This is a genomic window from Candidatus Methanoperedens nitratireducens (assembly GCF_000685155.1).
Classification (GTDB): domain Archaea; phylum Halobacteriota; class Methanosarcinia; order Methanosarcinales; family Methanoperedenaceae; genus Methanoperedens; species Methanoperedens nitratireducens.
This window is the reverse complement of the sequence record NZ_JMIY01000001.1, coordinates 437,448-462,934: the sequence shown is the minus strand read 5'-3', so window position 1 is coordinate 462,934 and position 25,487 is coordinate 437,448. Positions and strand designations below refer to the sequence as shown.

Annotated in this window: 30 protein-coding genes and 1 tRNA gene; 10 read left to right on the top strand and 21 right to left on the bottom strand. The window is 44.2% G+C overall.

The features are described from left to right. Entirely contained in the window at nucleotides 1-1,191 is a 1,191-nt protein-coding gene (locus tag ANME2D_RS17240; protein WP_081810090.1) for a PQQ-dependent sugar dehydrogenase, read from the top strand. On the opposite strand, the gene ANME2D_RS02400 is transcribed toward ANME2D_RS17240, so the two are convergent. Further along, nucleotides 1,173-1,244 (bottom strand) — tRNA-Ala (locus tag ANME2D_RS02400). The genes ANME2D_RS17240 and ANME2D_RS02400 overlap by 19 nt on opposite strands. Nucleotides 1,245-1,501: 257 nt before the next feature. Here ANME2D_RS02400 and ANME2D_RS02395 point away from each other — a divergent pair. From ANME2D_RS02395 to ANME2D_RS02380, 4 genes are all read left to right on the top strand, one after another. Then, nucleotides 1,502-1,792 carry a lipoate protein ligase C-terminal domain-containing protein gene (locus ANME2D_RS02395; RefSeq protein ID WP_048088878.1) on the top strand — a complete coding sequence of 97 codons (291 nt, stop codon included), beginning with the start codon at nucleotides 1,502-1,504 and terminating at the stop codon, nucleotides 1,790-1,792. Nucleotide 1,793: 1 nt separating this feature from the next. Further along, the gene (locus tag ANME2D_RS02390; RefSeq protein ID WP_048088876.1) at nucleotides 1,794-2,537 is read left to right on the top strand and encodes a lipoate--protein ligase family protein; all 744 of its coding nucleotides are present in this window, start codon (nucleotides 1,794-1,796) and stop codon (nucleotides 2,535-2,537) included. Beyond that, nucleotides 2,537-3,649, top strand: coding sequence for a geranylgeranyl reductase family protein (locus ANME2D_RS02385; RefSeq protein WP_048088874.1), 1,113 nt, complete (start codon nucleotides 2,537-2,539; stop codon nucleotides 3,647-3,649). Before ANME2D_RS02390 ends, ANME2D_RS02385 begins: the two co-directional genes overlap by 1 nt. A gap of 212 nt (nucleotides 3,650-3,861) precedes the next feature. Continuing rightward, on the top strand, nucleotides 3,862-4,740 hold the full coding sequence (locus ANME2D_RS02380) for a PxKF domain-containing protein (RefSeq protein WP_157833905.1): 879 nt from the start codon (nucleotides 3,862-3,864) through the stop codon (nucleotides 4,738-4,740). 119 nt (nucleotides 4,741-4,859) lie between these two features. Here the strand turns inward: ANME2D_RS02380 and ANME2D_RS02375 are convergent, their stop codons facing one another. The 10 genes from ANME2D_RS02375 to mtrE form a co-directional block, all read right to left on the bottom strand. After that, on the bottom strand, nucleotides 4,860-5,174 hold the full coding sequence (locus ANME2D_RS02375; RefSeq protein ID WP_048088870.1) for a DUF5658 family protein: 315 nt from the start codon (nucleotides 5,172-5,174) through the stop codon (nucleotides 4,860-4,862). Nucleotides 5,175-5,299: 125 nt separating this feature from the next. Then, nucleotides 5,300-5,962, bottom strand: a complete 663-nt coding sequence (locus ANME2D_RS02370) for a hypothetical protein (RefSeq protein WP_048088868.1) — start codon at nucleotides 5,960-5,962, stop codon at nucleotides 5,300-5,302. A 46-nt stretch (nucleotides 5,963-6,008) separates the two neighbouring features. Beyond that, complete coding sequence (gene mtrH / locus ANME2D_RS02365; RefSeq protein WP_048088866.1) at nucleotides 6,009-6,959, bottom strand: tetrahydromethanopterin S-methyltransferase subunit H; 951 nt, start codon at nucleotides 6,957-6,959, stop codon at nucleotides 6,009-6,011. A 13-nt stretch (nucleotides 6,960-6,972) separates the two neighbouring features. Continuing rightward, on the bottom strand, nucleotides 6,973-7,242 hold the full coding sequence (mtrG, locus tag ANME2D_RS02360) for a tetrahydromethanopterin S-methyltransferase subunit MtrG (protein WP_048088864.1): 270 nt from the start codon (nucleotides 7,240-7,242) through the stop codon (nucleotides 6,973-6,975). Nucleotides 7,243-7,246: 4 nt separating this feature from the next. Beyond that, nucleotides 7,247-7,465: a tetrahydromethanopterin S-methyltransferase subunit F gene (locus ANME2D_RS02355; RefSeq protein ID WP_048088862.1), complete on the bottom strand. Its 219-nt coding sequence runs from the start codon at nucleotides 7,463-7,465 to the stop codon at nucleotides 7,247-7,249. A gap of 1 nt (nucleotide 7,466) precedes the next feature. Then, on the bottom strand, nucleotides 7,467-8,189 hold the full coding sequence (gene mtrA / locus ANME2D_RS02350) for a tetrahydromethanopterin S-methyltransferase subunit A (RefSeq protein WP_048088860.1): 723 nt from the start codon (nucleotides 8,187-8,189) through the stop codon (nucleotides 7,467-7,469). Beyond that, the gene (gene mtrB, locus ANME2D_RS02345) at nucleotides 8,190-8,501 is read right to left on the bottom strand and encodes a tetrahydromethanopterin S-methyltransferase subunit MtrB (protein ID WP_048088859.1); all 312 of its coding nucleotides are present in this window, start codon (nucleotides 8,499-8,501) and stop codon (nucleotides 8,190-8,192) included. It lies immediately after the preceding gene. Between the two features lie 2 nt (nucleotides 8,502-8,503). Next, nucleotides 8,504-9,295 (bottom strand): tetrahydromethanopterin S-methyltransferase subunit MtrC, encoded by a 792-nt coding sequence (gene mtrC, locus ANME2D_RS02340; protein ID WP_048088856.1) that lies wholly within the window; start codon nucleotides 9,293-9,295, stop codon nucleotides 8,504-8,506. Beyond that, complete coding sequence (gene mtrD / locus ANME2D_RS02335; RefSeq protein WP_048088854.1) at nucleotides 9,292-10,026, bottom strand: tetrahydromethanopterin S-methyltransferase subunit D; 735 nt, start codon at nucleotides 10,024-10,026, stop codon at nucleotides 9,292-9,294. Before mtrD ends, mtrC begins: the two co-directional genes overlap by 4 nt. Then, entirely contained in the window at nucleotides 10,026-10,922 is an 897-nt protein-coding gene (gene mtrE / locus ANME2D_RS02330; protein ID WP_048088852.1) for a tetrahydromethanopterin S-methyltransferase subunit E, read from the bottom strand. Before mtrE ends, mtrD begins: the two co-directional genes overlap by 1 nt. Before the next feature lie 295 nt (nucleotides 10,923-11,217). On the opposite strand from mtrE, the gene ANME2D_RS02325 reads away from it, so the two are divergent. Continuing rightward, nucleotides 11,218-12,150 carry a lysylphosphatidylglycerol synthase transmembrane domain-containing protein gene (locus tag ANME2D_RS02325; protein WP_048088850.1) on the top strand — a complete coding sequence of 311 codons (933 nt, stop codon included), beginning with the start codon at nucleotides 11,218-11,220 and terminating at the stop codon, nucleotides 12,148-12,150. Between the two features lie 12 nt (nucleotides 12,151-12,162). Here the strand turns inward: ANME2D_RS02325 and ANME2D_RS02320 are convergent, their stop codons facing one another. Continuing rightward, complete coding sequence (locus ANME2D_RS02320) at nucleotides 12,163-12,642, bottom strand: pyridoxamine 5'-phosphate oxidase family protein (protein ID WP_048088847.1); 480 nt, start codon at nucleotides 12,640-12,642, stop codon at nucleotides 12,163-12,165. A 255-nt stretch (nucleotides 12,643-12,897) separates the two neighbouring features. Here ANME2D_RS02320 and ANME2D_RS02315 point away from each other — a divergent pair, with 255 nt between their 5' ends. Beyond that, entirely contained in the window at nucleotides 12,898-14,046 is a 1,149-nt protein-coding gene (locus tag ANME2D_RS02315) for an inositol-3-phosphate synthase (RefSeq protein ID WP_048088845.1), read from the top strand. Further along, nucleotides 13,994-15,286 (top strand): NTP transferase domain-containing protein, encoded by a 1,293-nt coding sequence (locus ANME2D_RS02310; RefSeq protein ID WP_048088842.1) that lies wholly within the window; start codon nucleotides 13,994-13,996, stop codon nucleotides 15,284-15,286. The genes ANME2D_RS02315 and ANME2D_RS02310 overlap by 53 nt, the downstream gene beginning before the upstream one ends. A gap of 238 nt (nucleotides 15,287-15,524) precedes the next feature. On the opposite strand, the gene ANME2D_RS02305 is transcribed toward ANME2D_RS02310, so the two are convergent. Continuing rightward, nucleotides 15,525-16,601: a CAP domain-containing protein gene (locus tag ANME2D_RS02305; protein ID WP_048088841.1), complete on the bottom strand. Its 1,077-nt coding sequence runs from the start codon at nucleotides 16,599-16,601 to the stop codon at nucleotides 15,525-15,527. Between the two features lie 308 nt (nucleotides 16,602-16,909). Between ANME2D_RS02305 and ANME2D_RS02300 the strand changes: the two genes are divergently transcribed. Further along, a complete protein-coding gene (locus tag ANME2D_RS02300) occupies nucleotides 16,910-18,058 on the top strand; it encodes a Fic family protein (RefSeq protein ID WP_048088838.1) in 1,149 nt (382 codons plus the stop codon). Nucleotides 18,059-18,209: 151 nt separating this feature from the next. On the opposite strand, the gene ANME2D_RS02295 is transcribed toward ANME2D_RS02300, so the two are convergent. From ANME2D_RS02295 to ANME2D_RS02280, 4 genes are all read right to left on the bottom strand, one after another. Further along, nucleotides 18,210-18,596 (bottom strand): 30S ribosomal protein S8e, encoded by a 387-nt coding sequence (locus ANME2D_RS02295; protein WP_048088836.1) that lies wholly within the window; start codon nucleotides 18,594-18,596, stop codon nucleotides 18,210-18,212. A gap of 87 nt (nucleotides 18,597-18,683) precedes the next feature. Then, the gene (gene mgtE / locus ANME2D_RS02290) at nucleotides 18,684-20,033 is read right to left on the bottom strand and encodes a magnesium transporter (protein WP_198527332.1); all 1,350 of its coding nucleotides are present in this window, start codon (nucleotides 20,031-20,033) and stop codon (nucleotides 18,684-18,686) included. Between the two features lie 289 nt (nucleotides 20,034-20,322). Then, nucleotides 20,323-20,967, bottom strand: coding sequence for a DUF2953 domain-containing protein (locus ANME2D_RS02285; RefSeq protein ID WP_048088832.1), 645 nt, complete (start codon nucleotides 20,965-20,967; stop codon nucleotides 20,323-20,325). Nucleotides 20,968-21,013: 46 nt separating this feature from the next. Beyond that, nucleotides 21,014-21,397: a GerW family sporulation protein gene (locus ANME2D_RS02280; protein WP_048088830.1), complete on the bottom strand. Its 384-nt coding sequence runs from the start codon at nucleotides 21,395-21,397 to the stop codon at nucleotides 21,014-21,016. Between the two features lie 127 nt (nucleotides 21,398-21,524). Here ANME2D_RS02280 and ANME2D_RS02275 point away from each other — a divergent pair, with 127 nt between their 5' ends. After that, nucleotides 21,525-21,743: a hypothetical protein gene (locus ANME2D_RS02275; RefSeq protein WP_048088827.1), complete on the top strand. Its 219-nt coding sequence runs from the start codon at nucleotides 21,525-21,527 to the stop codon at nucleotides 21,741-21,743. A gap of 9 nt (nucleotides 21,744-21,752) precedes the next feature. On the opposite strand, the gene hypA is transcribed toward ANME2D_RS02275, so the two are convergent. The 4 genes from hypA to ANME2D_RS02255 form a co-directional block, all read right to left on the bottom strand. Continuing rightward, entirely contained in the window at nucleotides 21,753-22,115 is a 363-nt protein-coding gene (gene hypA, locus ANME2D_RS02270) for a hydrogenase maturation nickel metallochaperone HypA (RefSeq protein WP_048088825.1), read from the bottom strand. A gap of 6 nt (nucleotides 22,116-22,121) precedes the next feature. Further along, nucleotides 22,122-23,132: a hypothetical protein gene (locus tag ANME2D_RS02265; protein WP_048088823.1), complete on the bottom strand. Its 1,011-nt coding sequence runs from the start codon at nucleotides 23,130-23,132 to the stop codon at nucleotides 22,122-22,124. Between the two features lie 61 nt (nucleotides 23,133-23,193). Beyond that, the gene (locus ANME2D_RS02260; RefSeq protein WP_048088821.1) at nucleotides 23,194-24,219 is read right to left on the bottom strand and encodes a phosphotransferase family protein; all 1,026 of its coding nucleotides are present in this window, start codon (nucleotides 24,217-24,219) and stop codon (nucleotides 23,194-23,196) included. Then, entirely contained in the window at nucleotides 24,216-25,487 is a 1,272-nt protein-coding gene (locus tag ANME2D_RS02255; RefSeq protein WP_048088819.1) for a phosphotransferase family protein, read from the bottom strand. Before ANME2D_RS02255 ends, ANME2D_RS02260 begins: the two co-directional genes overlap by 4 nt.

The following is a 25,487-nucleotide window of genomic DNA, read 5'->3' as shown; positions in this document are numbered from 1 at the left end:
ATGAGTAATAGAAGAATTAAACTTGTGCTGGTCGTATTGTTTGTAATAGCGATCATAGCTTCTATGTATACGCTGCTGGGTTTGAGGCCAGCGTTGAAATTCGATTCTATCGATGAGATAAACCTGCCGCAGGGATTCAGTATAGAGATTTTCGCAGAGAATCTGGGCGGAAGCCCCATTTCATATCCGGGCCCAAATCCCGGGCCGAGAATGATGCTGCTTAAAGACAATGTTCTGTTCGTTACTATACCGAACCAGGGAAGGGTTGTTGCGCTTCCTGACCGGAACGGCGATAATAGAGCAGATGAGGTGATAACATTCATAGACAGGCTCAATAACCCCCACGGGATCGATTTTTATAATGGCTGGTTCTATATTGCAGAGGAGAGCAGTGTGATAAGGGTGAAAGATAGCGATAACGATCTAATCGCAGATATGGATACATTAGAGACCCTTATCGATGACCTTCCGAGCGGGGGCCATTTCACCAGAACCGTGAAGATCCACAATAACAGTTTATACCTGAGCATGGGCTCATCCTGCAATGTCTGTTATGAAGAGGATGAAAGAAGGGCTGCGATCACCAGGTGCGCTCTTGATGGAACGGGATGCAGGGTTTTTGCAAGAGGTTTGAGAAATGCGGTTGGTTTTGTCTTTCATCCTGTAACAGGCAAGATGTACGCCACTGATAACGGTCGCGACTGGCTCGGGGATGACCTGCCGCCAGATGAGATAAATCTGGTTGAAGATGGTAAAGATTATGGCTGGCCGATATGCTTTGGCAAAAATATCCACGATACTGATTTTGATAAGAATGTTTATATTCAAAACCCGTGCATGGAACCGCTTAAGATGCCAAGCCTTATAGATATTCAGGCACACTCAGCCCCTCTTGGGCTTGCTTTCTACTATGGCGATAGCTTTCCACAGGAATACAGGGGCGATCTGTTCGTTGCCCTCCATGGTTCGTGGAACCGCAGGGAACCGACAGGCTATAAGATTATAAGTATTGATATGAATGATCTTACAGCGAGGGATTTTGCAACAGGCTGGCTTCAGGACAGTAATGTTCTTGGAAGACCTGTCGATATAATCGTTGCTGAGGATGGCTCGCTGTTTGTGAGCGATGATAATGCGGGAAAGATATACAGGATCTCCTACCCGGATATAGATGGACCGGTCGGGATTTGAACCCGAGGCCTCTCCCATGCCAAGGGAGCGATCTACCCCTGAGCTACCGGCCCAAAGAATGTACTGCATAGTACATAGATTCAGATAAAGGTATCGATTCATGAATAATTTTAGACGGGCAGGTTGGGGAGTGGGGGTTAGTGTATTAAAAAAGAAGTTTACCTGCCCATCATCTCCTACTATAACAGCATCATATTTAAAAGTAACGGTACAGGCAGTTTAAAAAGCATACAGTTCTATCGGACAGGCAACAGGTTAGAGTGTATTTTTTATATTTTCATGTTCCTCTGGGAATGCAGGAGCAACTATAATGGACATATCAGAAACAAAGCAAGGTATATATAAATCAAAAGGCGGGCTTATAAGATCATTCGTATCAATAGAAGATGGAATGATAAAAGAAATAACAATATCAGGAGATTTCTTTATGTTCCCGGAGGAGGCAATCTTCAAAATCCTCGGACAATTAAAAGGAACCCCTGCAAATCGTGAAGAGATCCAGAAAAATATAGAGGCGATCTATCAAAAGGAGGGCATCCAGTCACCCGGGACTGCACCTTCCGATTTTACGGAATCAATAATGAAAGCACTGGAGGTATAACATGGAAGAATGGCGCTTCATAGATTTTGGATTGGTGGATATACGCGACATGATGGCAATGGACGAGGCCATATTAAAAGGAGATGGAGGGAATACCTTCTTTTTCTGGACACCAAAAAAATCCATAATACTTGGATTTTTCCAGAAGGCAGATGTTGAATTAGACCTGACCCGGTGCAGGGACTATACTATCACCCGACGGATAAGTGGTGGCGGGATAGCGTTCTCAGATGAGAGGTGCAGGCAGATAAACTACGGAGTTGTGGGGACGATAGATAACGAATTATTCCCGCTTGATATTATCGAATCTTATAAACAGATATGCGGTGTCCTGATAGATACGCTTGTTCATTACGGCTTAAATGCCGCTTTCCGCCCGATTAACGATATTGTGGTGGATAACAAGAAAATATCAGGTAATGCCCAGACACGATGGGAGGGAAAACTGCTCCAGAACGGGACACTGCTGCTTGATTTTGATATTGAGGAGATGCTCAGGATATCCAATATACCAAAGGAGAAGTTCCTTGATAAAAAGATAGCATCTATCAGGGAAGGGCTTACATGGCTTGACCGCGAGCTTGGAGAGCAGCGTGATATGGAAGAAGTAAAGGATATCATAAAGAAAAAATTCGAAGAACGCTTCCACATAAGATTAAAAACCGCAGCACTTACCAGAGAAGAAAGGGATCTTACAAACAATCTTCTGCCAAAATACTACTCTCATGAGTGGGTATACCGCTGATGTATGATGTTATTGTGATCGGTGCAGGACCTGCCGGATCTATTACTGCAGCAGCCGCAGCTCGGGCAGGATATCGTGTACTGGTACTGGAGAGATATACATCATGCCGATCGCCGTGTGCAGGATACATCAGCCGCACGATTAATATGGAATTACCCGATGATTCTGTTATCCAGTCAAAAATAACAAAAATGCGCACGTATCTTCCTGATCTATCGTTTCATGATTTTGAACTGAACGGTCTTGTGGTAGATAGACCGATGTTTGATACGGCACTTGCTCAGAGGGCGAAAGAAGCTGGCGCAGAGATCAGGTGGGATTCGCCACTGACAGAGCTTATATCTGGAGGGATTAAATTTCGGGATGGAAAGACATATGAGAAAGCATATGGAAAATTAATCGTTGGTGCAGATGGTGTTTTTTCAAAAACTGCATCACTTCTGGGACTGCAGCAGCATAGATTCGCAGTCTGCGCCCAGTACCACCTCAAAGGGATCAAAACCCTGGCCCGAACATGTGAGATTTTTTTTGATTCAGATCATGCGCCCGGGGGATACGTATGGATCTACCCGACTGGAGAGGATTGCGCCAGAGTGGGCCTCGGGATCACTGAAGGCCCAGGCTTAAAATCCCCGCGCGCATACCTGGATGAATTTATCAGTCATTCCCATATCGCAGGACGGCTTTCTGGCATAAAAACAGAGTATATAACCGGCGCCCTGCCGATAGGCGGTCTCAGGGAGAAACTCTGTTATGGCAATATCCTGCTTGCCGGCGACAGCGCTGGTATGGCTGATCCAATCACGGGCGCAGGCATCAATAATGCAATGCTCGCCGGGGAGATCGCAGGGAATACGGTAGTAAAAGCCCTCGAAAACGATGATCTGACAATACTTGCGCAATATGAGACCAGGATTAACAGGCTGCTTGGAGGGCCGCTGAAAAGAGCGCTTGAGAAAAGGAAAAGACTGGATGCATGTTATACCTCAAATGAGCTATTGCAGGAGCACCTGCCTGAGTTATGGGTGACTTTCAAGGAGTACTGGGAGATTAATTATAGCACTGGGGCAAGCCCCGGAACCCGGACAGCGCCGCCTTCGGCGGAGGTTTGAGTTCAGACAAAATTAAAGTTATGAAAAAAGCCGTACACCTTAGTATAATGATCATTAGAATTATTAAAATATTTCTAAAGTGGAAAGGTTTAAATAACCAGAGTACTATTTTAAGAAACTAAAGTGTCTGGTGAACAGACCGGTAAAGAGAGGGGTGAACTTGTATCTTTACAGTGCTGTTTGCATCATTCACAAAAAGGGAGGAAACAAAAATGAGTAAAAATACAATAAGAGATGGTCTTATATCCATCAAATCCAGTCTCTACAGGGGACGGACACAGAGGACGGCGGCGCTGAGCGTGGTATTAATAATCGGGCTCATGGCCTGGGCGGCTGTGGCAAGCGATGCCGATGTCTCAGTGGTAGATGTCACAGCGCCAATCGATAGCGTTGAGCTCGCTCCAGGTCAAAGCGAAGCTATAACTATTAATATATCAGTCTCCGGGAAACAGAACGGTACGGCCACCTTTGAGGTCTACCGAGACTGGACGCTCTCTGGCGGCGTCTTCACCGGATCCAACCCCGAGGAATTTACTGTTAGCCCGCGTGAGGCTCAAGATCCAGCGAACAACTTCAGCACTTCGGGTAATGTCTCAGTTGCCGCTGGAGAGACTCCTGGAGGACCATACACACTGGCCATTGGTGTCTTCAATATTACGAACACAAACCCAACAGGTGCAAAGCTTGGAGCACGCTATTCCAGCGCCTATAACGTGACCGTTGTTTCGCAACTATCCACCTATACCTTCAGTGGCTTCTTCCGTCCGGTCGAAAACCCTCCAATACTGAACGTTGTCAAAGCCGGGAGTGCCATACCAGTGAAGTTCAGCCTGGACGGTGACCAGGGACTGGATATCTTCGCAGAAGGTTATCCGAAGTCGGAGTTGATTACGTGTGGTTCAATAGACATTGCCGATGGCATCGATGAAACTATCACTGCAGGATCGAGCAGCCTCTCCTACAACGCCACCACAGATCAGTATAACTATGTCTGGAAGACCGATAAAACCTGGACTGACACCTGCCGACAACTTGTCGTAAAGCTGGATGATGGCACTTCTCACATAGCGAACTTCAAGTTCTCAAAGTAGGGAGTGCTGGCGGCTCACCGCTCTTCCTTTAGTGGTAAACCGCGGATTGACGCAGACACACGATGAAGTAATCCGCGTTCATCTGCGTCTATCTGCGGTTTCTTACATTTTTCTACCAATCATCTGCCAAAACCATAAAAACCCAGGTTGTATAGAGTAGCAAGCAGCCCGGACATCAGGACCATGCCTATTATCATCCCTGATTCCCTGTAGAACTTGAATCTATCGAGATAGTATATCATCAGGCTGAATATCACTATCAAAATAGTTTTAAAAATAACAAACCCGTTAAATCCAATCGCTGCCATATACCTGTTTAATTCGTACCCTCCGTTTTTTAAAATCCAGAAAGTAGTAATAATGTCACCGAAGTAGAACAACCCGAATGCAATTGATATTAGAAATATGCTTTTTGCCTTCATTCCGTTTTCCATACAGCTTCGACCTTCTTCAGTAATTTGGATCCTTGTTTTTCTATATTTAATCTTGTAGTTATAACTGTTATGGTTATTATGATATCATGATTTGCAGTACTGTTATTCACTGACTGCCGCTACCTTCAATTTTTTCTTCCCGATATGATAAAAAATCCGTTTCTTTTAATCAACCACTTCAACTGGGCAGACAATGCATGGAATCTCCCGGTACCTGTATGTGGATACGATCCTGTGTATGTAATATCGTTTTTATCAAACCACCCGAGCACCTCGCCCACTGAGTGGTAGCTCTCATAGGGATTGACGTACTTATCTGCCGCATAAGCTTGCTCATGTGTGCTTTTCAGTTTTCTTCTGTAGATCGATCTTTCAACATATTCCAGTCTCTTATCAATATTCTCACCTGCATTCAATCCTATCTGCAATCTTCTGATCCTGTGCACAAGCCTGCCGTATCGGTTATATAGCCCTACTGTCACAGTCCCGCCGGGTTTGCACAGATCTGCAAGTACACAAAAACGCAGATAGGGACCACTGGTATGGTGCAGCACTCCAAGACAGAAGACGTAGTATGAGAAATAGCATGACTTCTCCCCTGTGCCACAACCTGCATCCAGGATTTCCTTTCCTGAGAGTGATTCCGGCACCAATTCTGCCGTAGCAAGGATCTTTGACATAACATTGGCATGGAGTTTGATGATAAGGTCATGTTCACTGCGGATAGGAAGGGAAGGATAGGGGTATCTCTCATACAACTGGTTTACTGAGCGCGCTATTCTGTCCATCGCGTTCAGATAGGTTCTAAACTCAATAAAAAAAGAATTGGTGTCTTCACACCAGTTTCTTTATAGGATGTACCTCTGCCAGCGTGCTCATGCCAAGGTCCTTTGCGGTCTCTGCCAGCATGATATCAACCATTGCTGCTGCAGGGAATATGCGCTTCACGTTCTCAATAGGACCATATAGAAGGAAGTTCGCACCCATTACCTGGGCCACAAGGTTTGTGCCTATATCAGTGGGAGGATACATCTCAAGGTAACTCTCTTTATCTGTTTTCTTTATTTTCTTAAGCCAGTCCCAGGCAGAAGCCATATTATGGAATCCTCCGCCTGCAGGAAGCCCGAGTTTCCCTTTAATAGCAAGGATAGATCTTATTGTAGCTCCAGAGCCTGCTCCGAGGGGTGTTGCTGCCACATCTATGAGCGGTCTTGTGATCCCGACCTCCTTTGCAACCTCAAGCATTCCCTTTGTCTGTCCGGTACCGCCTTTTTCAAGGATCTCCATCTTGCCCTCAACACTCGGGTTCGTGGCATTAAATGCAAGCACAATGGCAGAGTCAAGATCGCTCTCTTTGAGTGCTTTGATCTCCTCAGGACCTGTACTCGCATTGATCGAGTTATGTATTGCGCGCGGCGCTACACCTATCTCTGAGACGTATTTTGCTGCTTCTGCCCTTACACTGGGGACAGAGGAATCCACAAGGAACGGGACATCATCACATATATCCACAAACCAGTCGATATACCTTTTAATAGCTTCAGGAGCTTCCCCTACAATCTGGTTGAAATATGGAAGCCCTGTCTGGTCTCCCATCTCTTCCTGCACTTTCCACAGACTCTCAGCCTTCTCTTTATCAAAGATACCTTTGTCCTCATCAGTTACAATCTTATGTTTTCCATAGAACATCGTACTGACCAGTACTGTGGGGTACTCTCCCGGCTGTCCGCCGACTTTTATCTTGCCGAATTCAAAAACTTCTTGTTTCTTATCAAATCTGAACATCTTAGCACCTCATTTAACTTAACCCTAATGCCCTCTTGATTATATCGAGTAATCTTGGATCTGAAATTAGTGGTGAGAGCACCAGCAATAGATATACCACGATTATCACCAGAGCCGTGGATATTCCGTACAAAATGCCAATATCTCTTCCAATCTTTTTCCCATATCTCTGGTGTATCTCTGAACTGGTAAATTCAATCTTCTCCTCAATATCATTCAATTTCTGCAGTATATTCTTGTAATCCTCAGGATCTACGATTACTGTTGGGACTTTATCTGCCATTTTATCACCTCAGTACCGGAACCAGTACCATCATCATAACGATAAAAAACCCGATTATGAATCCTATTACTCCTGTGGAACCAACCCCTGATTCAAGTTTCTGGTTTCTCGCAATGAGCTGTCCCCTGTATCTGAGATCTTCTATCATTGATTCAATAGCCGCCATTGAGGGGGTTACTACCATAGGTACACCTTTCCCGTATTCATATTCTTTCTCTGCCATTCTACATACCTCCGAATATCACTATTCCAAGGACCGTTAACCCGACAACCAGGCCGATCATTATGCCCTCTATCTTTCCTGTATAGATCCCGGACATCAGTTTGTTCAGGTTGCCTATCTCTATGGTCTGGTGCTGGATTCCCTTAATCCTTGCCTGTATGGTGGCTATTTCGGCTGACATGGGCTTTACACCGCCCACCTCAGCAACTTCTTCCTTCTCACCGACCTGGATAATCATGGGCTCGCCCTCAAAGGCCCCGGGGTCTTTTGAAGCAAGTTCCTTTATCTTGGCGATTATTGCCCCCTCATCCTCAGTGCCGATCATATCAAATACCTGCACCTGGGCCTGGAATCTCTTTATGGCATCATCAGGCAGGTTCTCAATATAAGGTATAGCTCCTGTCGACCCAACAATCCGATTATCTTTTATACCGTTTTTATGAAGCATTATTATAGCTTCACCTGATATGTGACCCTTGACCTCTGCCCCCGTAACAAGCAGGAAGCGTATATTGGGATTGGATATAACGTTGGCCACTATCTTCTCAATTCCGAGATTCTCTGTTTTTTGCGACCCTGTAATCGCAGCACCTGCTGCCAGCTGTGCAGCACCCTTAAGATGCGACCCGCATGTGCTCACAGCTACAGGATTCTCAGGATTCCCGGCCTCGTATTCTCCTTTAACAACAGGCCAGCCATCAGCAGGTTTTACCTTATTTACCATTTATATTCCTCCTATCTTCAACAGAATAAGCAGTAAAAAGGTGATTATAAATCCTACTACTGCGCCGTAGAATGCATTGGTGACTATTCCTGCGTTATACGAGGCTCTCTCTCTTCCCGGGAACATGCTCAGCAATGGTGATGTGGGTGAAAGCTGGTTCATCATATCTGTTACAATGTTATCCAGTTCATCAAGTTGTGTTTTCACAGCATCCAGTGAGTACTCAACCACATCTTCCCGCTCCTCTGCAATTACGCCTGTTGATGGATTTAATATCAGGTGCAGCTCTGGTACTGCTCGTATATGGCCCATATTTATGCCTCCGTTTTTGGGATCAATCCTGTTCCGACTACTGATGCTGAATCCTTATAGACCTCATCCCAGAATTTCTTGTAGAATATGACCCACAGGATTATTCCAAGTACTACTGTGACTCCCCCTACTGCTCCAAGGGTCATGGTCGATGCTATACCTATTATAGTCATGGTGATTGCTCCTGTTGAGCCTGCAATATATATAAGCCTCTTCTGCGTCTCATCAGGTCCAAGCGTGGCATTGAATGGATGCAGGATCGCGACCGCCCCTGCCCAGAAAACTACGAGTATTATGCCGTTATCAAAAACCCTGGGAATGATACTGCTAACGAACTCGAAATTTCCTGCTACTGCAGCACTGTAGCCTACAATAATAATAGAACCTGCCGCCGCTATCTCAGTCATGCAGCGAACCATCACCGGGATCTTCATCTTTATTACATACTGGGCGAACAGGCCTATTATTAATCCAATTAGCGATGCAGTTATTAGTGCAACTATCGGACCTGCAAGTGGCAGTGGCTTTACTATTGCAAGACCGAACATGGATGCAACTATACCCATTCCGAGAGCTATCTGCCCGATCGAGGGTACACCTGTCCCGAGACCGTATTTAGCAACACGCCTTACAGCATCAGCACCCCATATCACGGCGCAGATTGCCCCAAGCGCTCCTGCTATAGAAAAATAGGGCGATATATATGAGAAATATGTGAGGTATATTCCAATTAATCCTCCGATCACACCGAATAACATCAGTGTATTGGGGGGAATGTCTTTGTGGTCGCTCATGTTACCATCCCTCCGGCGATCAATACTGCAACAACACCACTGATCAGGCTCACAACAAAGCTTGTGACTGTATCCTTTGGAAGAACACGCCTGAACTTGGGATCATGGAACCCTTCTATTGTTCCGCCCACACCATATGAGGGGATGACAGCATTAACATAGAAAACACCAACGGTAAATACACCTGCTACAGCAGCAGCGCTTGTTGGGCTGATCAGAGGTTCGTATATTCCATATAATACATAGTATATCAATGCGCCTCCAATGCCGCCAAGCCCTGCGCCTATTACTCCGCTTACGAAACATATTGTCGGAAGTCCCTGTCCCTGCGTTCCTTTTGACATATAGATATCCTGACGTGTTCCTGTAAAGGGATCGCGTTTAATCTGGGCTGAAGCAAATGGAACTCCCACGCCATAAGCGTAGATCAAACCGCCTACAAACATAGCGCTTGATATCATTATCATGGAGCCCATCGCTCCTGCACCCAGTATTAAAGCCATCGGTGCATCAGGAACATTAGCATTCATGTAGCTTGCTGTGATCAGTCCCACCAGTCCTGAGCCTGCTGCAAGTTCTACTGTGCCCGTGCCTATACCTGTTGCCTGCGCCATTGCTGCCGGCGCACCCCCGACAGGCACGAAGTGCACAGCGATACATATGAGGGTTCCGCTGATGGCTATCAGAAGGATGCTCGTCAGTGTCGATGGATCAAGTAATGCCTCTACCATTATGCTGCAGCCTCCTTTTCTTCTTTATACGGACCGTATGTTTTCTTAGCATTATACTCTACCAGCCTGTTTGCGATAATCAGCAAAAGCACGATCATAAAACCCACAATTACGGCACTCCAGCTATACTCTTGAACAGCTATTGTGGGCCAGTTGCTCAAAAATACAACAAGACCAAGGGCAATCCCTGTTGCCGGACCTCCTAATTTAGCGCAGAACCAGACATTATCGATGCTGTTCCTGAGCCCTGATTCCGCCCTCCTTACTATCCGCCCTGAAAGCGATGTATTGAGGCCGCATCCGAACTCACGGTTCTGGAATTCCCGCTCTCCTCCGTAATGCACGTCCCCGGCTGAAGAACCGACTGCTCCTGCTGTTATTCCCCATATCAATGCCAGAAAGGGGATCGAGAACGGGTGTCCAAGTATGGTATACTGGATATACGCTAATGCCACAAGACAGAAATTCATAATGAAATTATGCGCTATTATTGAGGGTGTGGTATATCTCATAATATCCATGTACAGGGGCTGCTTGAACCTTGTCTGACTGGATACCCGGCCTGCGTATGCGGTTGTTGCAAAAATACCCAGTACGATTGCACCGACAGTAGCGCCCAGTGCTATTGCTGTCAATACATTGAAATTAGCATTTAAAAACACTACAGTTACTGTACCAGCGATCACTGCGGAAAGACCGTTGCTTACAGGCTCACCTGAGATCGCTTTATTATAGATTCTGTGCAGAAAATTCATCTGTGGGGCCAACTGTACCTGGGAGTTCGGGTTGCTCTGGGAGCCCACATCGGATTCTAGATCCTCAAGGCTTCCTGCAATCATAGCAAGCGCTCCCATGAGTGCCAGTACAGCCATGCTCATGGTTAAATCTAATACCATTTATTATATCCTCCTTTATTAAAATTACCATTAAAGACCATAAAGACCAGTTTTTACTGAACTACCTTATTATATATTATAAACCTTTCCTTTTAGCTTATCTTCCGATGCGCAATTGTTTTGATCCAGCAGTTTTCTGTGGTAAGTAAGAGGAGTAAGATAAGCGGGAGGGGAGTGGGTGGTTTTGGTGGAAAAAAGAACCCGCTTATCTGGTTCGTCGTATAACGAACGAGGTAGTTTTAGCGCCCTATGCTTAAATAGTTTTCGTAACATAGAGGTTAGTAAGTATAACAAAATGGTTAAAAGATTAATTAAATTCGGTATCGGTCTTGGCATTCTTTTATATTTAATATACTCCTTTGACTTCAGGGCTATAATCAACGCCATCTCTCATACAGATCCTATATTCATAATGCTAAGCCTGATGGTATATTCATTCACTTTTTTGATCTTAACGATACGATGGAGAATTATACTCTCCAATATGGGAATAACTATTCCTTTATATCCAGCCTATCGGATCCTGGCTGGTGGAATACTATTATCTGACCTGACCCCTTCCAGGCTGGGGGAGTTTGCAAGGCCGTATCTGGCAAGGCGGTATATTGATACAGCTTCTGGCTTTGCCTCGGTTGTGTTTGATAAGTATGTGGATGTCTCAACAATACTATTCCTATCTGGCCTGGGATATGTTTTATTTTATTTTAATAGGATGATAAATATGGACTTCAGCTACATATATATATGGTTCTCGATCCTCCTTCTGATGTTCTTTTTTGGATCAATAAGCCTATGGATTAGAAGAAGACAAACGATCGATTTTTTAAGGAATATATTTATTTCTCTTCATGTAAGCCATTTTAAAATTTTGACTACATTTGATGAAAGCATGGGTAGAATTAATAATCCCATCAAACTGTTTGTTTTATGCCTTTCCCTTACCATCCTCTCATGGGCAACCCAGGCTCTTCGTATCACCCTGATAGCCAGTGCAATCGGCTACTCACCACCTTTTGCTTTTCTTATTCTCCTGCTACCGATTACTGCTGCCTTATCACTAATACCTGTATCCATATCGGGACTGGGATTTGTTGAGGCAGGCGTTGCGGCTCTGCTATCGCTATTTGGAATTCCACTCTACGCAGGTATTTCAATTGCCCTGCTTGATCGTGGCATTACATTCCTTTTTCATGTCACTATTGGTTCAAAATACGCCATGGATCTGTAGCAGACTGAACTATCAGGTCTTGCTCTTCAGGCCTATGATCTCTCTGACATCCACAAGCTTCCAGATGTTGGTATTATCTTCACCTGTAATGGTCTCGATCGGGTCATCAGGTGAATGACCGATAGCAACCATAATGTTTTTCGAGATATTTTTATCCTTGATCAGGCGAACAAACTTTTCCCGAACAGTTTTTTTCTCTGTGGCGTCTTTTACTTCAACAAGGCGCCCTGTCAGGACTACAAAAGAATAATTCGAGAGATCCCGGCTGTATCTTTCTATCTCTATCGAAACATGCGGGTTCTGCTTGAAATATTTAATCTTTCTACCATACTTTGTTGAGAGAAAATACATGAAATTCCCATCAAAAACGTATAAAAATGGTGCAATATATGGATATTCCTCGCCTTTAAAGGCAATTCTGGAAATATGTTGTTCTGAGATTAATCGGTCATATTCCTCTTTCTCCATCTTTGGAATCTTTACTATTTCCATAAAACCCCCGCTTATTATTTTAATAAACCTTTACCATATCTATGTTTAGTTAAAGCCTCACTCCAATATATGAATTTTGATTTTATTCTTTATAAAAGTTAGGTTTACAGTAGCGCAGATAGAGGCTATTACTATAAATCGCATATAAAAGCATTATTGGGCGAACCAAAAACACAGAAGTTATTTATAGAACTGAAACCTATAGATATATGATACTGCTCATTTTAAGCCAGTACATTTGATGAGGTGATCAGAGTGGGTAAAATTAAACTAGCGATAGTTGGCATAGGAAATTGCTGTAGCTCTTTGATTCAGGGAATAGAATATTATTCTAATATCAATAATGAGGATTATATCGGCCTGATGCACTATGGTATAGGGGGATACAGGCCGGATGATATTCAGGTGGTAGCTGCTTTTGATATCGATAAAAGGAAGGTAGGAAAAGATCTAAGAGATGCCATATTTTCAAAACCAAACTGCACAAAATTATTCTATCCAGACCTGCCAGAATTTGGGGTTGAAGTAAAAATGGGGCATGTTCTGGATGGGGTATCCTCTCACATGGTGGACTACCCTGAGGACAGAACCTTCATTGCGGCTGATAATGAACCATGTAATGTTGCAAAAGAGCTAAAGAGCTGTGGGGCAGATATTCTGGTGAATTATCTACCAGTAGGCTCTGAAGAAGCAACAAGGTTCTATGCACAGGCAGCCATAGATGCAGGTACTGGATTTGTTAACTGTATGCCTGTGTTTATTGCATCAGATAAGAACTGGGCAAAAAAATTCGAGGAAAAGAAGCTACCAGTAGTTGGCGACGATATCAAATCCCAGTTCGGTGCTACCATCGTCCACCGCGCACTGGCCAATCTAATGAAGGACAGAGGTGTTCAACTGGTTAAGACATATCAACTCAACACTGGCGGTAACACTGATTTTTTGAATATGCTCCATCGAGAGAGACTTAAATCCAAGAAAATATCCAAGACAGAGGCTGTTCAATCTGCTCTGGATGTACCGCTGGCACCTGAGAATATACATATCGGGCCCAGTGATTATGTTCCATGGCAAAATGATAACAAACTGTGTTTCTTGCACATGGAGGCACGGATCTTTGGAGATGTTCCAATTAACCTTGAACTGCGGCTCTCGGTTGAGGACTCCCCTAACAGTGCCGGGTCAGCAATCGACGCCATACGGGTGTGCAAGCTTGCACTGGATCGGGGAATAGGCGGGCCGCTTAAAGAAATATCTGCCTATACCATGAAACATCCACCGATACAGTATAGAGATGACGTTGCCAGAGCGATGGTTGAAGCCTTTATAGATCAATATAAGGAGATCTCAAATGAGAGCATTGATACTGGCAGCAGGGAGAGGAAGTCGGCTACAGCAGTCTGAACCAAAGCCCCTTACTCCCCTGCTTGGTTTAACCCTTATTGAGAGAATTATTTTTTCCTTAAAGCAGAAGGGAATAGCTGAAGCGGTAGTTGTTACAGGCTATCGGAGCAGTGAAATCATTGAAAAATTAAAGGAGAGAGAAACTGGTATCAAGTTAACCTTTATTGAAAATCCAGAGTGGGAAAAAGGGAATGGTGTATCCGCCCTGAGAGCAAAGCCTATTCTGGAAAATGAGGACTTCCTTCTTCTTATGGGCGATCATCTCTTTGATCCTGATATTCTCGAACCTGTATCAAAGAAAAATGATAATGATAAAACTGCTGTATTGATAGATAGAGATCTGAATAGTGTGTTTGATCTTGAGGATGCCACAAAGATTCAGATCAAAGATGGCGTGCCAGTAGATATAGGGAAAAACCTTGAAAACTATGATGCAGTTGATTGTGGCATTTTCTACTGTACCCCTGAGATATTTACTGCCCTTGGGAGGACAGTCTCGGAAGGAAAATACCAGCTCACTGATGCTATCCAGTATCTGATATATAAAGACAGACTGGATATCAGAGATGTAACAGGAAGATTCTGGATAGATATAGATACAGAGAAAAGCCTGAAATATGCAAAACAGCGGTTGCTTGATAGCCTCTCAAAGACAACTGATGGAGCGATCTCCCGTTTACTTAACAGGCGAATCTCAAAACATATAACGCGCCAGCTTGTGGAGACTGATATTACCCCGAACATGGTATCTATAATTGCTTTTCTATTAATTGTTCTCTCATCGGTGTTTTTTGCACTTGGTGAATGGGTGTATCTTTTAGCAGGAGGCATACTGGTTCAGTTCTCATCCATTCTAGATGGCTGTGATGGAGAGATTGCAAGACTTAGATTCATCGGATCGGGATACGGTGCTTTCCTTGATTCTATACTGGATAGATATGCTGATTCGTTGATCATATTCGGGCTGGCATATGGATACTGGATTCATAATGAAGGTTTATTAGTATGGGCTCTGGGTTTTTTTGCTCTAATAGGCGTGTTTGTTTTTAGCTATACCAACGCCAGGTATGAAGCAATTTTTGAGAGTTCTGAATCAAGAGGAATACCGCTTCGACGGGACATGAGGTTGTTTATAGTGGCAATAGGTGCCATTATCAATCAGATCCTGATAACATTTTTAGTCCTATCGGTTCTTACGAATTTTGAGGTTATAAGGCGAACAGTGACCACCCGTCACTAATAGATGGATTAGATAGCGCACCCTGCAGCATAATAGCAAGTATTAGAGAATAGTAGATAATTATTCGGGTTTTCGCAGGGCTTCTAAAATAGTAGGAGGATAGTGGGCAGAAGGGGGATTATGGTGGTATAAAAAAGTTTATTTTCTGCCCACTATTAGTTCGTATAAATGCGAATGTGATATATATAATTTACGCCCTGTGCATGGCTGGAGTTCTTATGTTATATTTAGTTTTGGTTTATGAATATCTTAAGCGTATATTTATTTCTGCGTTATTCCCTCCGGATTCTATTATAATGCCCTCTCCTTTGCTGGCTATAACTGTACTGCTGAACTTTCTTATCCGTCTGTTCTCTGAAATAGCCTGAAAGTTCCTGCCATTAATAAAATTCTCATACTGTTCCCTGCCCGATACGAAATACATATTTATATATTCTGTCGAATCTATTTCTACGAATGCAGGCACATCAAAATCAAAAAGATATGAGGGGTCATATAGATAAAAAAATGTAAGGTAACCGGGCTTAAGTTGTATGTTTCTTTCATTCTCCATACCTGCAAAAACCATTGTTGCATAACAGGTCTTCTTTTCGCAATACACTCCAACAGCACCATCACTGAACAGTTCATCCCGATCCACAATAGGGGATCTGTGCCCGGGACTGCTCATCCACCCGTTCACCATGGTCTCGCTGATATTAACCGTATCATTCAAACCACTTATCATATACAGGTTTTCTGCAACGATTGTGTAAAATATTCTATTTTCTTTTAGCCTGTCCCCTGCATCTTTTCCCTCAAGATCTTTATGGTGGAACCCCTCAATAGAGAGGGTCCTGCTGTAGTTTTTGGCTATTGGTGCTATTCTATCGTTCCATTTAAGGACCTTTGTCCCTGATGCCCTTCTTTTCTCGTTAATAAGATCAAAAATTGTATGTTCAAGTTCAGGGATATCCAGGAGGGATGCGTTAAAGAGAACTTTCTTGATATCATCCATATTGACTGAAAAATCTATACCGCTATAATTCAGGTTTTCTCTTGGGAATTCAAAGTAGAACTCAAACGGCTGGTTATCATAAGTCCCGTTTAGAGCGATAAGTCCAGGCCTTAATTTATCAAGGCTCGTATTAAAACTCCCGTCCTGTGTATAACCCAGCAGGTTATCATTATTAAAGACACCCCCTTCCAGGGGTTCATTAGTCCCATTAATAAAAAAACGCATTGTATAGGAGCTGTCAATTATGGAGGAGATGCAGCCTGCCGTGAATATGACCAGTGTTATCAGAAATAGGATAAGTGTATTTTTAAAGCTCATAAACATCCTGCCTGTTTACAGGTAATAGTGAGCTTTTTAAATATAATTTTCGATCTTTTATAGATCAAGATTTTCAAAAAGAGATAAACTCATGCCTGTGCTGATGCTAACCTTTTCTCAATATCTGCAATCTTAATCTTGATAATTTTCATAGCAGTTTATCTAAGTTAAGTTCACCTGATCTAAAATTATTCATTTAATTCTAAGATAACCCATACTTAACTTAGAGCGATATATCTGATTTTAAGATAAGTTTACTTAACTTAGAAAAGTATATATTAATCGGAGATAATTAAAAGCAAAGTATCATGAGTAGAGCAGGCATATTTGAACTACAATATGAAGGCTATAGGGCATTTATTCCGAAAAATTTACCGCCTGATCCTGATATTAGATATGATGATGAACTCCACTCACTTTTATCTAAAGCTGATAGGAACCTCGCAAGATTAGATGGGATTACAACAGTTCTACCAAATCCGGATTTATTCATTGCAATGTATGTAAAAAAAGAAGCACTTTTAAGTTCTCAGATTGAAGGGACTCAAGTTTCTCTTGAAGGAGTACTAGAATTTGAAGCTAATCTCAAGCCTAAAGAAGATATAAATGAGATAAAAGAAGTAGTCAATTATATTAAAGCTTTAAATTATGGAATGGAAAGGCTTAGCGAATTACCCATGTGTTTGAGGCTTATACAAGAGATTCATAAAATTTTATTAGAAGAAACAAGAGGTGCTGACAGGAGACCAGGTGAATTCCGGTCGCGCCAAAACTATATAGGACCGCCGGGCGCTACTTTAAATGAAGCAACATTTGTTCCACCTCCCCCAAGTATGGTGATACCTGTAATGGAAGAACTTGAAAAGTTCTTTTATAGTAATAGCATTCCACCTTTAGTTAAGATTGCATTAATCCATGCTCAATTTGAAACGATCCATCCGTTTCAGGATGGAAATGGAAGAATTGGTAGACTTCTAATAACATTTTATCTATTTTGGAAAAAGATTCTATCTAAACCTCTTTTGTATTTGAGTTATTATCTTAAGAAGAATAGGGCTGAATATTATGATTTATTAATGAAAGTCCGCCTAGATGGGGATTGGGAAGGTTGGATTAAGTTTTTCCTTAAAGGTGTGAGTGAGACTTCAGAAGGAGCAGCAAATACTGCTAGAGAGGTTATTAAGCTAAAAGAAGATTTAAGAACTAAACTTTATAAAAAGGCACCAAATGTATCCGCTATAAAATTATTGGACATACTTTTCGATAAGCCTATGATTAGTATTAAAGAAGTCTCAGAGAGATTAGAGATATCTAAAGTGGCAGCGAATAGCCTCATAAAAGTATTTGTGGGGTTAGGTATTTTAAGAGAGGTTACTGGGAAAGAAAGATATAAACGGTACATGTTTTATAGTTTCGTAGAGATTATGGCCGAGGGCACAAAGACGAGTGATCTTTAGAGAGGTATCTACATTGTTTCTATATTTCAACCACTTCCCGGCTCTGCACAACCGAGCCATGATAGCAACCAGGAGCCCGGAGACGATCTTCACATCTTTAAAAGTCGGTGCAGGGCTTCAATGTGGGGTGACTATAAAGGTGTGCCGCAGTTCAGGCAGTACCTGGTATAAGTACTGCGTTTATACTGCCTTCCTGTCCTGGCCTGTTGGTCACACGGGCATTACCAATCTCTGTTTTGATAATAGCACCCTTTGTTATTATGTTCCGCCTGACATAGTGTATATTGGCCGGGTTACCTGCTGCCGTTTCTATCCTGACTTTCTTTGAGGTATTTGTTGCCGGGTCTGTGACCACTGCGGTGTTTACTCTTAAGAGCTTTATATGCTCCTGTCCACCAGTTGCTTTTACAGTTTTCCTGCTGGTCTCACCAATAATCGTGTTTGTATCTTCACCGCCTAATTCAAATCTTCTTTTGCCTCTTGAATAGATTATCCTTCCGCCTGTGTATTTACGTCTTGATCTGCCTTGCCATCTCATATTTTAATCCTCTTTCATCGTGAAAATAATAATTCCTCTCACTAATGCAGTACTGTAATAAAAGCTTTCGCCCCCTGAGTCCTCATGCTACCTTAATATACCCAGAATCCATGCTGCTGTAGAGAAATAGATAATAAGTCCTGTAATATCGGATATAGATGTGATCAACGGACTGCTCGCCACGGCTGGATCCAATCTTAAACGAACCAGCAGGAAAGGAAGCGCTATACCTATGAGGTTGGTAAAAATTACTATGATCAGCATCGAGAGACCAACCACTATTCCAATCTCAAGTCCACCCCGTAAGAACCCTATCACGAACCCGGCCAGTCCCATAGTAATACCCAGGGTGATACCTACACCCAGCTCCTTACTCACCGCCTTTAACCACTGGTCTATTTTAACATCACCTGTGGCTATTGCACGGATCATCAGGGTTGCTGACTGGGCACCTGTATTCCCACCGCTATCGATCAGAAGCGGAATAAAAAATGCCAGGACAATTGCAGCAGCAAGTGTTTCTTCATAAGCTGCAATCACCCCTGATGATGCCAGATTAACTATCACCAGTGCTACCAGCCACCCAATCCTTTTACGGTAGAGCATCCACATACCCACCTCACGGTAACTGACCTTAAGCGGTGCCACTGCTGCAGTCTTGTGAAAGTCCTCTGTAGCCTCCTCCTGCGCTACATCCAGGACATCATCAACAGTGACGATCCCGAGAAGAACACCATATGGATCCACTACAGGCAGGGCATCAAGATCATACCGCTGTATAAGATGAACTGCCTCTTCGCGGTCATCAAAGGCTGAGATACTGATAAAAGAATAATCCATTATCTGCTGGACGGTATTTGCAGGATCTGCTAAAATAAATCTCCGCAGTTCAAGAGCATCTAAAAGCTTCCAGGATGCATCAGTTACATAGATCACATTTATAGTCTCACTATCCCTGCCCTTGGTTCTTATGTGGTCAAGAGCCTGTTTTACAGTCCAGTCCGGGCGTACTGCCACATAATCCGGCGTCATCAGCCTGCCAACGCTCTCAGCAGGGTAGCCCAGAAGCTGCAACGCTTTCCTGCGCTCATCGGGGCTCAACAGGTTGATCAACCTCTGGATTACCTGGCCTGGCATATCCTCAAAAAAATCAGTTCTGTCATCAGGGCTCAGATTATCAAGGAGCTGGCGTGCTTCATGATCTGTCAGGTCCTTCAAAAGAATATCCTTATCCTTAGACTCAAGGTGAGAGAAAGCCATGGCAGATACACTGCGAGGTAATAAACGGAAAAGTAGAACGCGGGCCGGCTTATCCAGGCTCATCAACAGGTCAGCCAATTCCGGCGCAGGCATCTTTATCAGTTTTTCTTTCAGCTCAGTCCACCTGCGCTGCCTGATAAGTTCTTCTATTCTATCTTTTGGTAGATCTTCCATCATGATATATTTATTTTAGTATGTATTTATTTTTCAGCATTAAGAGGTATGAAAGTCGAGCAGAATTCTAAGTATCAAATTTAAATAGTAATTATACCTGATTGCTATTATAGATTTATAGAGAAGAGGGTGATAGGATATTTGAGGAACCAAAAAAATTAGTGATTATATCTAATGGATAGGATAGGTTTGGAGGTTCCTCATGAATCATCATTGGATCAGATATTTAAAGCAATTTTCCAAGATTATACCCAAATTATTACCAAATACGGCTTTTAACCTTGATCAGTACTTAATCCCTGATCATCCTCCATCCCAGTCTCAAAACCTGCCTGTTAGTTACAAACCTTATTACTGGCAGTACAACCTGAACTGGCGTGATTGAGACTTTTGCCCCCATGTTCCAGTCAAGTACCGGTTTTGTAAAATCCGCAGTAAATACAATGTCACGCCCTATCCGTGATGGAGTGACGGCCGCATACATGAATCCTGTCAGAATGCCTGTATATGCCGGGTCATCCAGGCCATAGGTGATATCAATATCAAGATACCTTAACCTGAAGGCAGTGACCAGGTCTCTGAAGAGCCGCAGCAACGGCCTGATAATATTGAAAATATATCTGATAGGCGGCATGCCCCTGGGTCTCCTGGATCTTCCGGGTTTCTCTATTTTCTCTATTTTTTCTATCTTTTCTGTTTTTTCTAATCTGAGCGGTTTCTCTTTATGTTGCCTGACAATTACCCTTCGGTTGAAAACGAAAATTTCTACCTGTTTATCTCTTAACGCATATCTAACAATGAACATCAGCCAGCTTATGCTCAGACTTCCGTCTACTTTACCTCCTGACCTTACTGAATTGATGCTGATCATCACAGGAAATAGCAGCAAGGCCAGCACTGCAATAATTACTATTACAGCAACTATAAGCCAGACCATTTCAGGTTAATTTTTCATTGTCTTAGGTCGGTTGATTTATACTGAATTACTCTTCCTCTGTCCTGTACGATTCCTCTTTCTTGCGTCTTTCCATAACCTGTTCGTATTTCTCCATCATCTCTGGCATTATCTCTGCCAGACGCGCGATCGTACCTTTTCCCTTGATACTGAGCAATTGTACATCTTCTGGCGTTATCACAAGAAAGGCGATTGGCTGAATGCTGGCACCTCCAGCCCCACCGCTGCCTATCCCCTCTTCACCTGCTTTATTCCTGCCTGTACCACCGCCGCTTCCGAATCCGAAACTGACCCTGGTAACGGGTATGATAATCCTGCCATCTATGGTTATGTGCTCTCCGATCACTGTCTTTGTTGAAATCATAGTGGCGATTTCCTCGGTAATAGTTTTAATAATCTCTTCTGCGTTCATCTAACCTCCACTCCTCAGTTTACTGTTATATCCAGTCTTACTTATAACTAACTGAGATTAATAGAATGATGTAATGCAGCATGCGATATCTATTTATCTATCAAGCTATAATTGAATTACGGATAATATGAACTGCGAGGTATGTGGAAGCCCCACAACAAACGAAACGGGGATATGTGATAGATGCAGCAGGATCATAGGCCAGATCACAAGAGATATAGACCCTGAGATCTGGAGCAGGATTGAGGACTGCAGGTATATCTATCCCCTGATCAAGCGGGTAGCAGAAGGGACTCTCAGGACGCAGGATGTGGTGAACGAGCTGCTAAAAGGCGAGATCGATTAATCGAATCGGTCATGATATCTTTATTCTCTTAACACAGCATTCTCTTCCGGCAGTGATCTCAACATCAGTTTCCCCGCACTTCGGGCACTTTATTGTGGGCATAAAGAAATGAAGTTTCTCAAAGGACTCAACGGGTCCGTTATATGAGCACTTGCACTTTATCATAGGCTTGATAACCTTGATATCGTACTTCGCGCCTTCTGCCACGGTCCCGGCGGTTATTGTTTCAAAAATGAACCTGAGCTGGTCAGGGTAGAGCGCAGTAAGCTCTCCTACCTCAATGAAAACTTCGCTCACCTTTTCTGCATTGTTCTTCTTTGCCGCATCAAGCACTGCATCTATTATAGCACCTGCAATTGATACCTCATGCATATGTTCTCACTCCCTTACAACCTCTATTTCGGATTTTAATTGTATACATTTAGCCGCAGCATATAGCAATGACGAGAACGCGCACACCGTCCCTATGCCTTTGCCAATGAGTTCCTCATCCTTTTTCACCATTGCTGTGATATATGTATTCATCTTTACATCTGTCGTCATGTTCTTCTTCTCAAGATTAACAAGAAGTCTATTCGCTTCTTCTCCTGTATTCTTCCCTTTTCTGCACAGTTTCACAGGGCATATCTTGCAGTATTCCTTAAATAGAGCGCCCCATTTTGGCCCTGCGATCCCGGCGTGCGCTTCAGCAACCACTCCTGCATAAGCAATGCAGCACCTCATCGCTCTTCCTATCACGCTACCGTTCTCCACTATCTCGCAGCATATCCTGTCGTTCTTATAGAAGAACCAGTTCTCCATCCCGCGCTCGTATTTCTCTTTTCCAGTGTTCCTTTTGTTTTTGAGTTCCTCTTTTATCCTTGCAGCAAGCTCAATAGCCCTGGGAATAGTTGCTGCTGTTCCGCATGTCGGGCAATAGGAGATCGGGCCAACAGCTATCTCATTACTATCTTTATCGATAAAAGCAACTTCAACCCCCCATGAGTTTCGTCTTATAGCCACCCTGCCCCCGCTCTTCCAGACTTCGTTATAGGCAGAAGATACAGGTGTGACCACCCTGCCATAGCCATAGATATCTGCAACTTTCTCCATGTCGATAATGCACTGCAACGACTTTATAAGTTCAGATTCTATATGCTTCGGGAAGAAACCTCCCTCTACCATTGCAAACAGGATCGCAGGAGGCCATGTTATGCCTTCGCCCTCACCTGCAATGTTCCCTTTATCATCAAGTATCCTTGAGCCCACCCCATCAGGCCGCTCCCAGGTTACTGCTTTACCACCTAATCTGGATATCTCTTTCAGTACCTTATGGGTCGTGCCGCAGTTCCCTTCTTCTATATGCAATTTCCCTTCAAGGTTTTCCCTTACCCGTTCTACGAAGTCCATATATTTTCCTGTTCGTAGTATTCCGAATTTATATTATTTAAAGATTGTCAACGTTTTTTAATTACAGTTTCGGTATACACCGTGCCAGGCGCTGCTCGCATAATTCCAGCAAGGGCTCAGTAAAGTTACGCCGCTCCGGGAACTGCGTGCTCAGGTATATGTGCCGAACCAGTGTGAGCACACTGTAAGCCCGCACCGAGGCCCGTGTATGCTCACCTGAGAGCGCCACGAACTCTTCTTCCATCGCCTCTGTGCGGTCTGACAGAGCATCGGGATCATTAAAGGTGCGAAGGCTCAGTTCTATCAGGTGCCCCAGGAAATTGCCTATATCCAGTCCGGGGTCACCTTCGCAGTACAGATCAAAATCGATAAGGTAAAGATGCGACCCGTCTGCGATCACCTGGTCAGGGTAAAAATCCCTGTGGATTCCACACAGCTCAGGCTTCGGTGTTGCTGCACCGATCTGATCGCAGGAATCAAGGATTCGCTCCAGGCGCTCTGCCCGGTCAGGCATCATCCGGGCCACGATGGACAGGCGCTCATGAAGGATGCGAAGCTCATCCACCATCGTATGTCGGCGCTTGACAGGGATATCCGCCCTGTGGAGCTTGTGGGCTGCCCGGGCAATGCGTCTTGATAATGCTGTACCACCCGGTTCTATCAGCAGCCGGGTTGCGGTATCGCCTGATACCTTGCGCTGGAGCAGCATATTAAATTCTGGGATTATGCCAGCGGTCTCAGGCACACAGATCCCGTCCTGGCTGTCCTGTCCAAAACCAGCGTTATAGAGTGAATTAAGAACGTAATACGTTGATCGCCGCGGTCCCTGCGCCTGTACCTTGCCGATCACCGTAACTTTTTCAGGCTGCGGGCTACATATCTCAAGATCATATTCTATCATGCAGCGCCGTGCGGGCTTGTACCGTATCACCCGTATAGCATGAAGATATACATTGTGATTCCCACATGCTGGATGTAAAAGGTATTGCTCAAGCTTATCCCTTGCCTCGGCGGGATTAATCGCTTTTGCCAGGAAGGGCATCTTCGGATCTTCAGTAATGCTGAACGGGTCAACCACAGGTATCATTTTACTATTGCCTCGATTTGCTTCAGGATTGTCTCAGTTCTCTGCGGCCAGTCAGGCTGACGAATACGGAATGGCTCAGGTGCGAGATGTAATAATCCAGCAGCAGTATATAATTCGACACTGGCAGGGACAGGTTTGCAGGTGGCAGCCCCATAGCCTTCGAGCAGCGCCTTCTTCAGCATCTCTACCCGGTGTACGGAGATGTTACCGCAAAGAGCATCGCGTTCAAGATGAGCAATGAAATTACCCAGATCTGCAGCAGGATCGCCACGGACTGCTTTATCCAGGTCAAGAATGGCTGCAGTATCATCCTGGATCAGTACCTGCTTGGCATAAAAGTCCCCGTGGATCGAGCGGTTCACAGGAGGCTCATGCATGAGGCGGGCGGCAAGCCGCTGTGCCAGGTCACGGGCCTGCTCAGCAAGATGAGGACAGACAAAACCGATCCATGCAGCCACCTCAAGCAGGATAGCCGCTTCTGTCCTGCGCTCAAGGCACACCAGTCCTCCGGGATTCTGAGCATGCAGTTCGGCAAGTGCTGCGCCTGTGGTCACAACCCCCTCATATGCCTGATCGGTATTGAAGATGGCATCGCTTATCAAATATCCATGAATCCACTCAAAAGCCATGATGTGATGACGGTTGGACCTGCTTACCCGCTGTGCGATACGGAGCGGCCACCTTGACCTGAAGGCTTTAGAATTGCTATTTGCCGCCTGGTAACCGTTACTCGTGTAGATCTTAAGTACAGCCCTGGCATCATCCCCGGTCATCAGCCTGGCAACATACCTCCGCCCGGGTTTGTATCTTAAGGTCTCTACCGTACCTTCCCACAGGTCAGGACAATGCGGGAAGAGCTTATAGAGCAGACGCCTGCGGGCCTGTGTATCAGTCAGGCAGGGGAGTATTTTCAGTCTACTATCGTTCGGAAAGATGGATACAACCACGGCGCAGTCGTCCAGAAAGATGCGCCCCGGGCCGGTAAGTCCTGGTACACACGGCAATCTGCGGGCTTTTTGAAGCTTATCCCTGGCATCAGGCCGATAAGCTGTGGCGTAAAACTCTATTTCCGTTCCTGCTACTTTGAGCCGATAGGCGACAAGGCAACTCGTTCCTGGCTTGTATCTAACATAGGTGCTCTGTACTGTTCCTGTATCAGGCAGGAAAGGGCGCAATCTATCAGCAAGAGCATCATTATCCAGCAGAGTAGATAGTCCTGGAAGGGCCGGGTCGCGCTGGATAAGATCAGTATCAGATGCTGAAAGCAT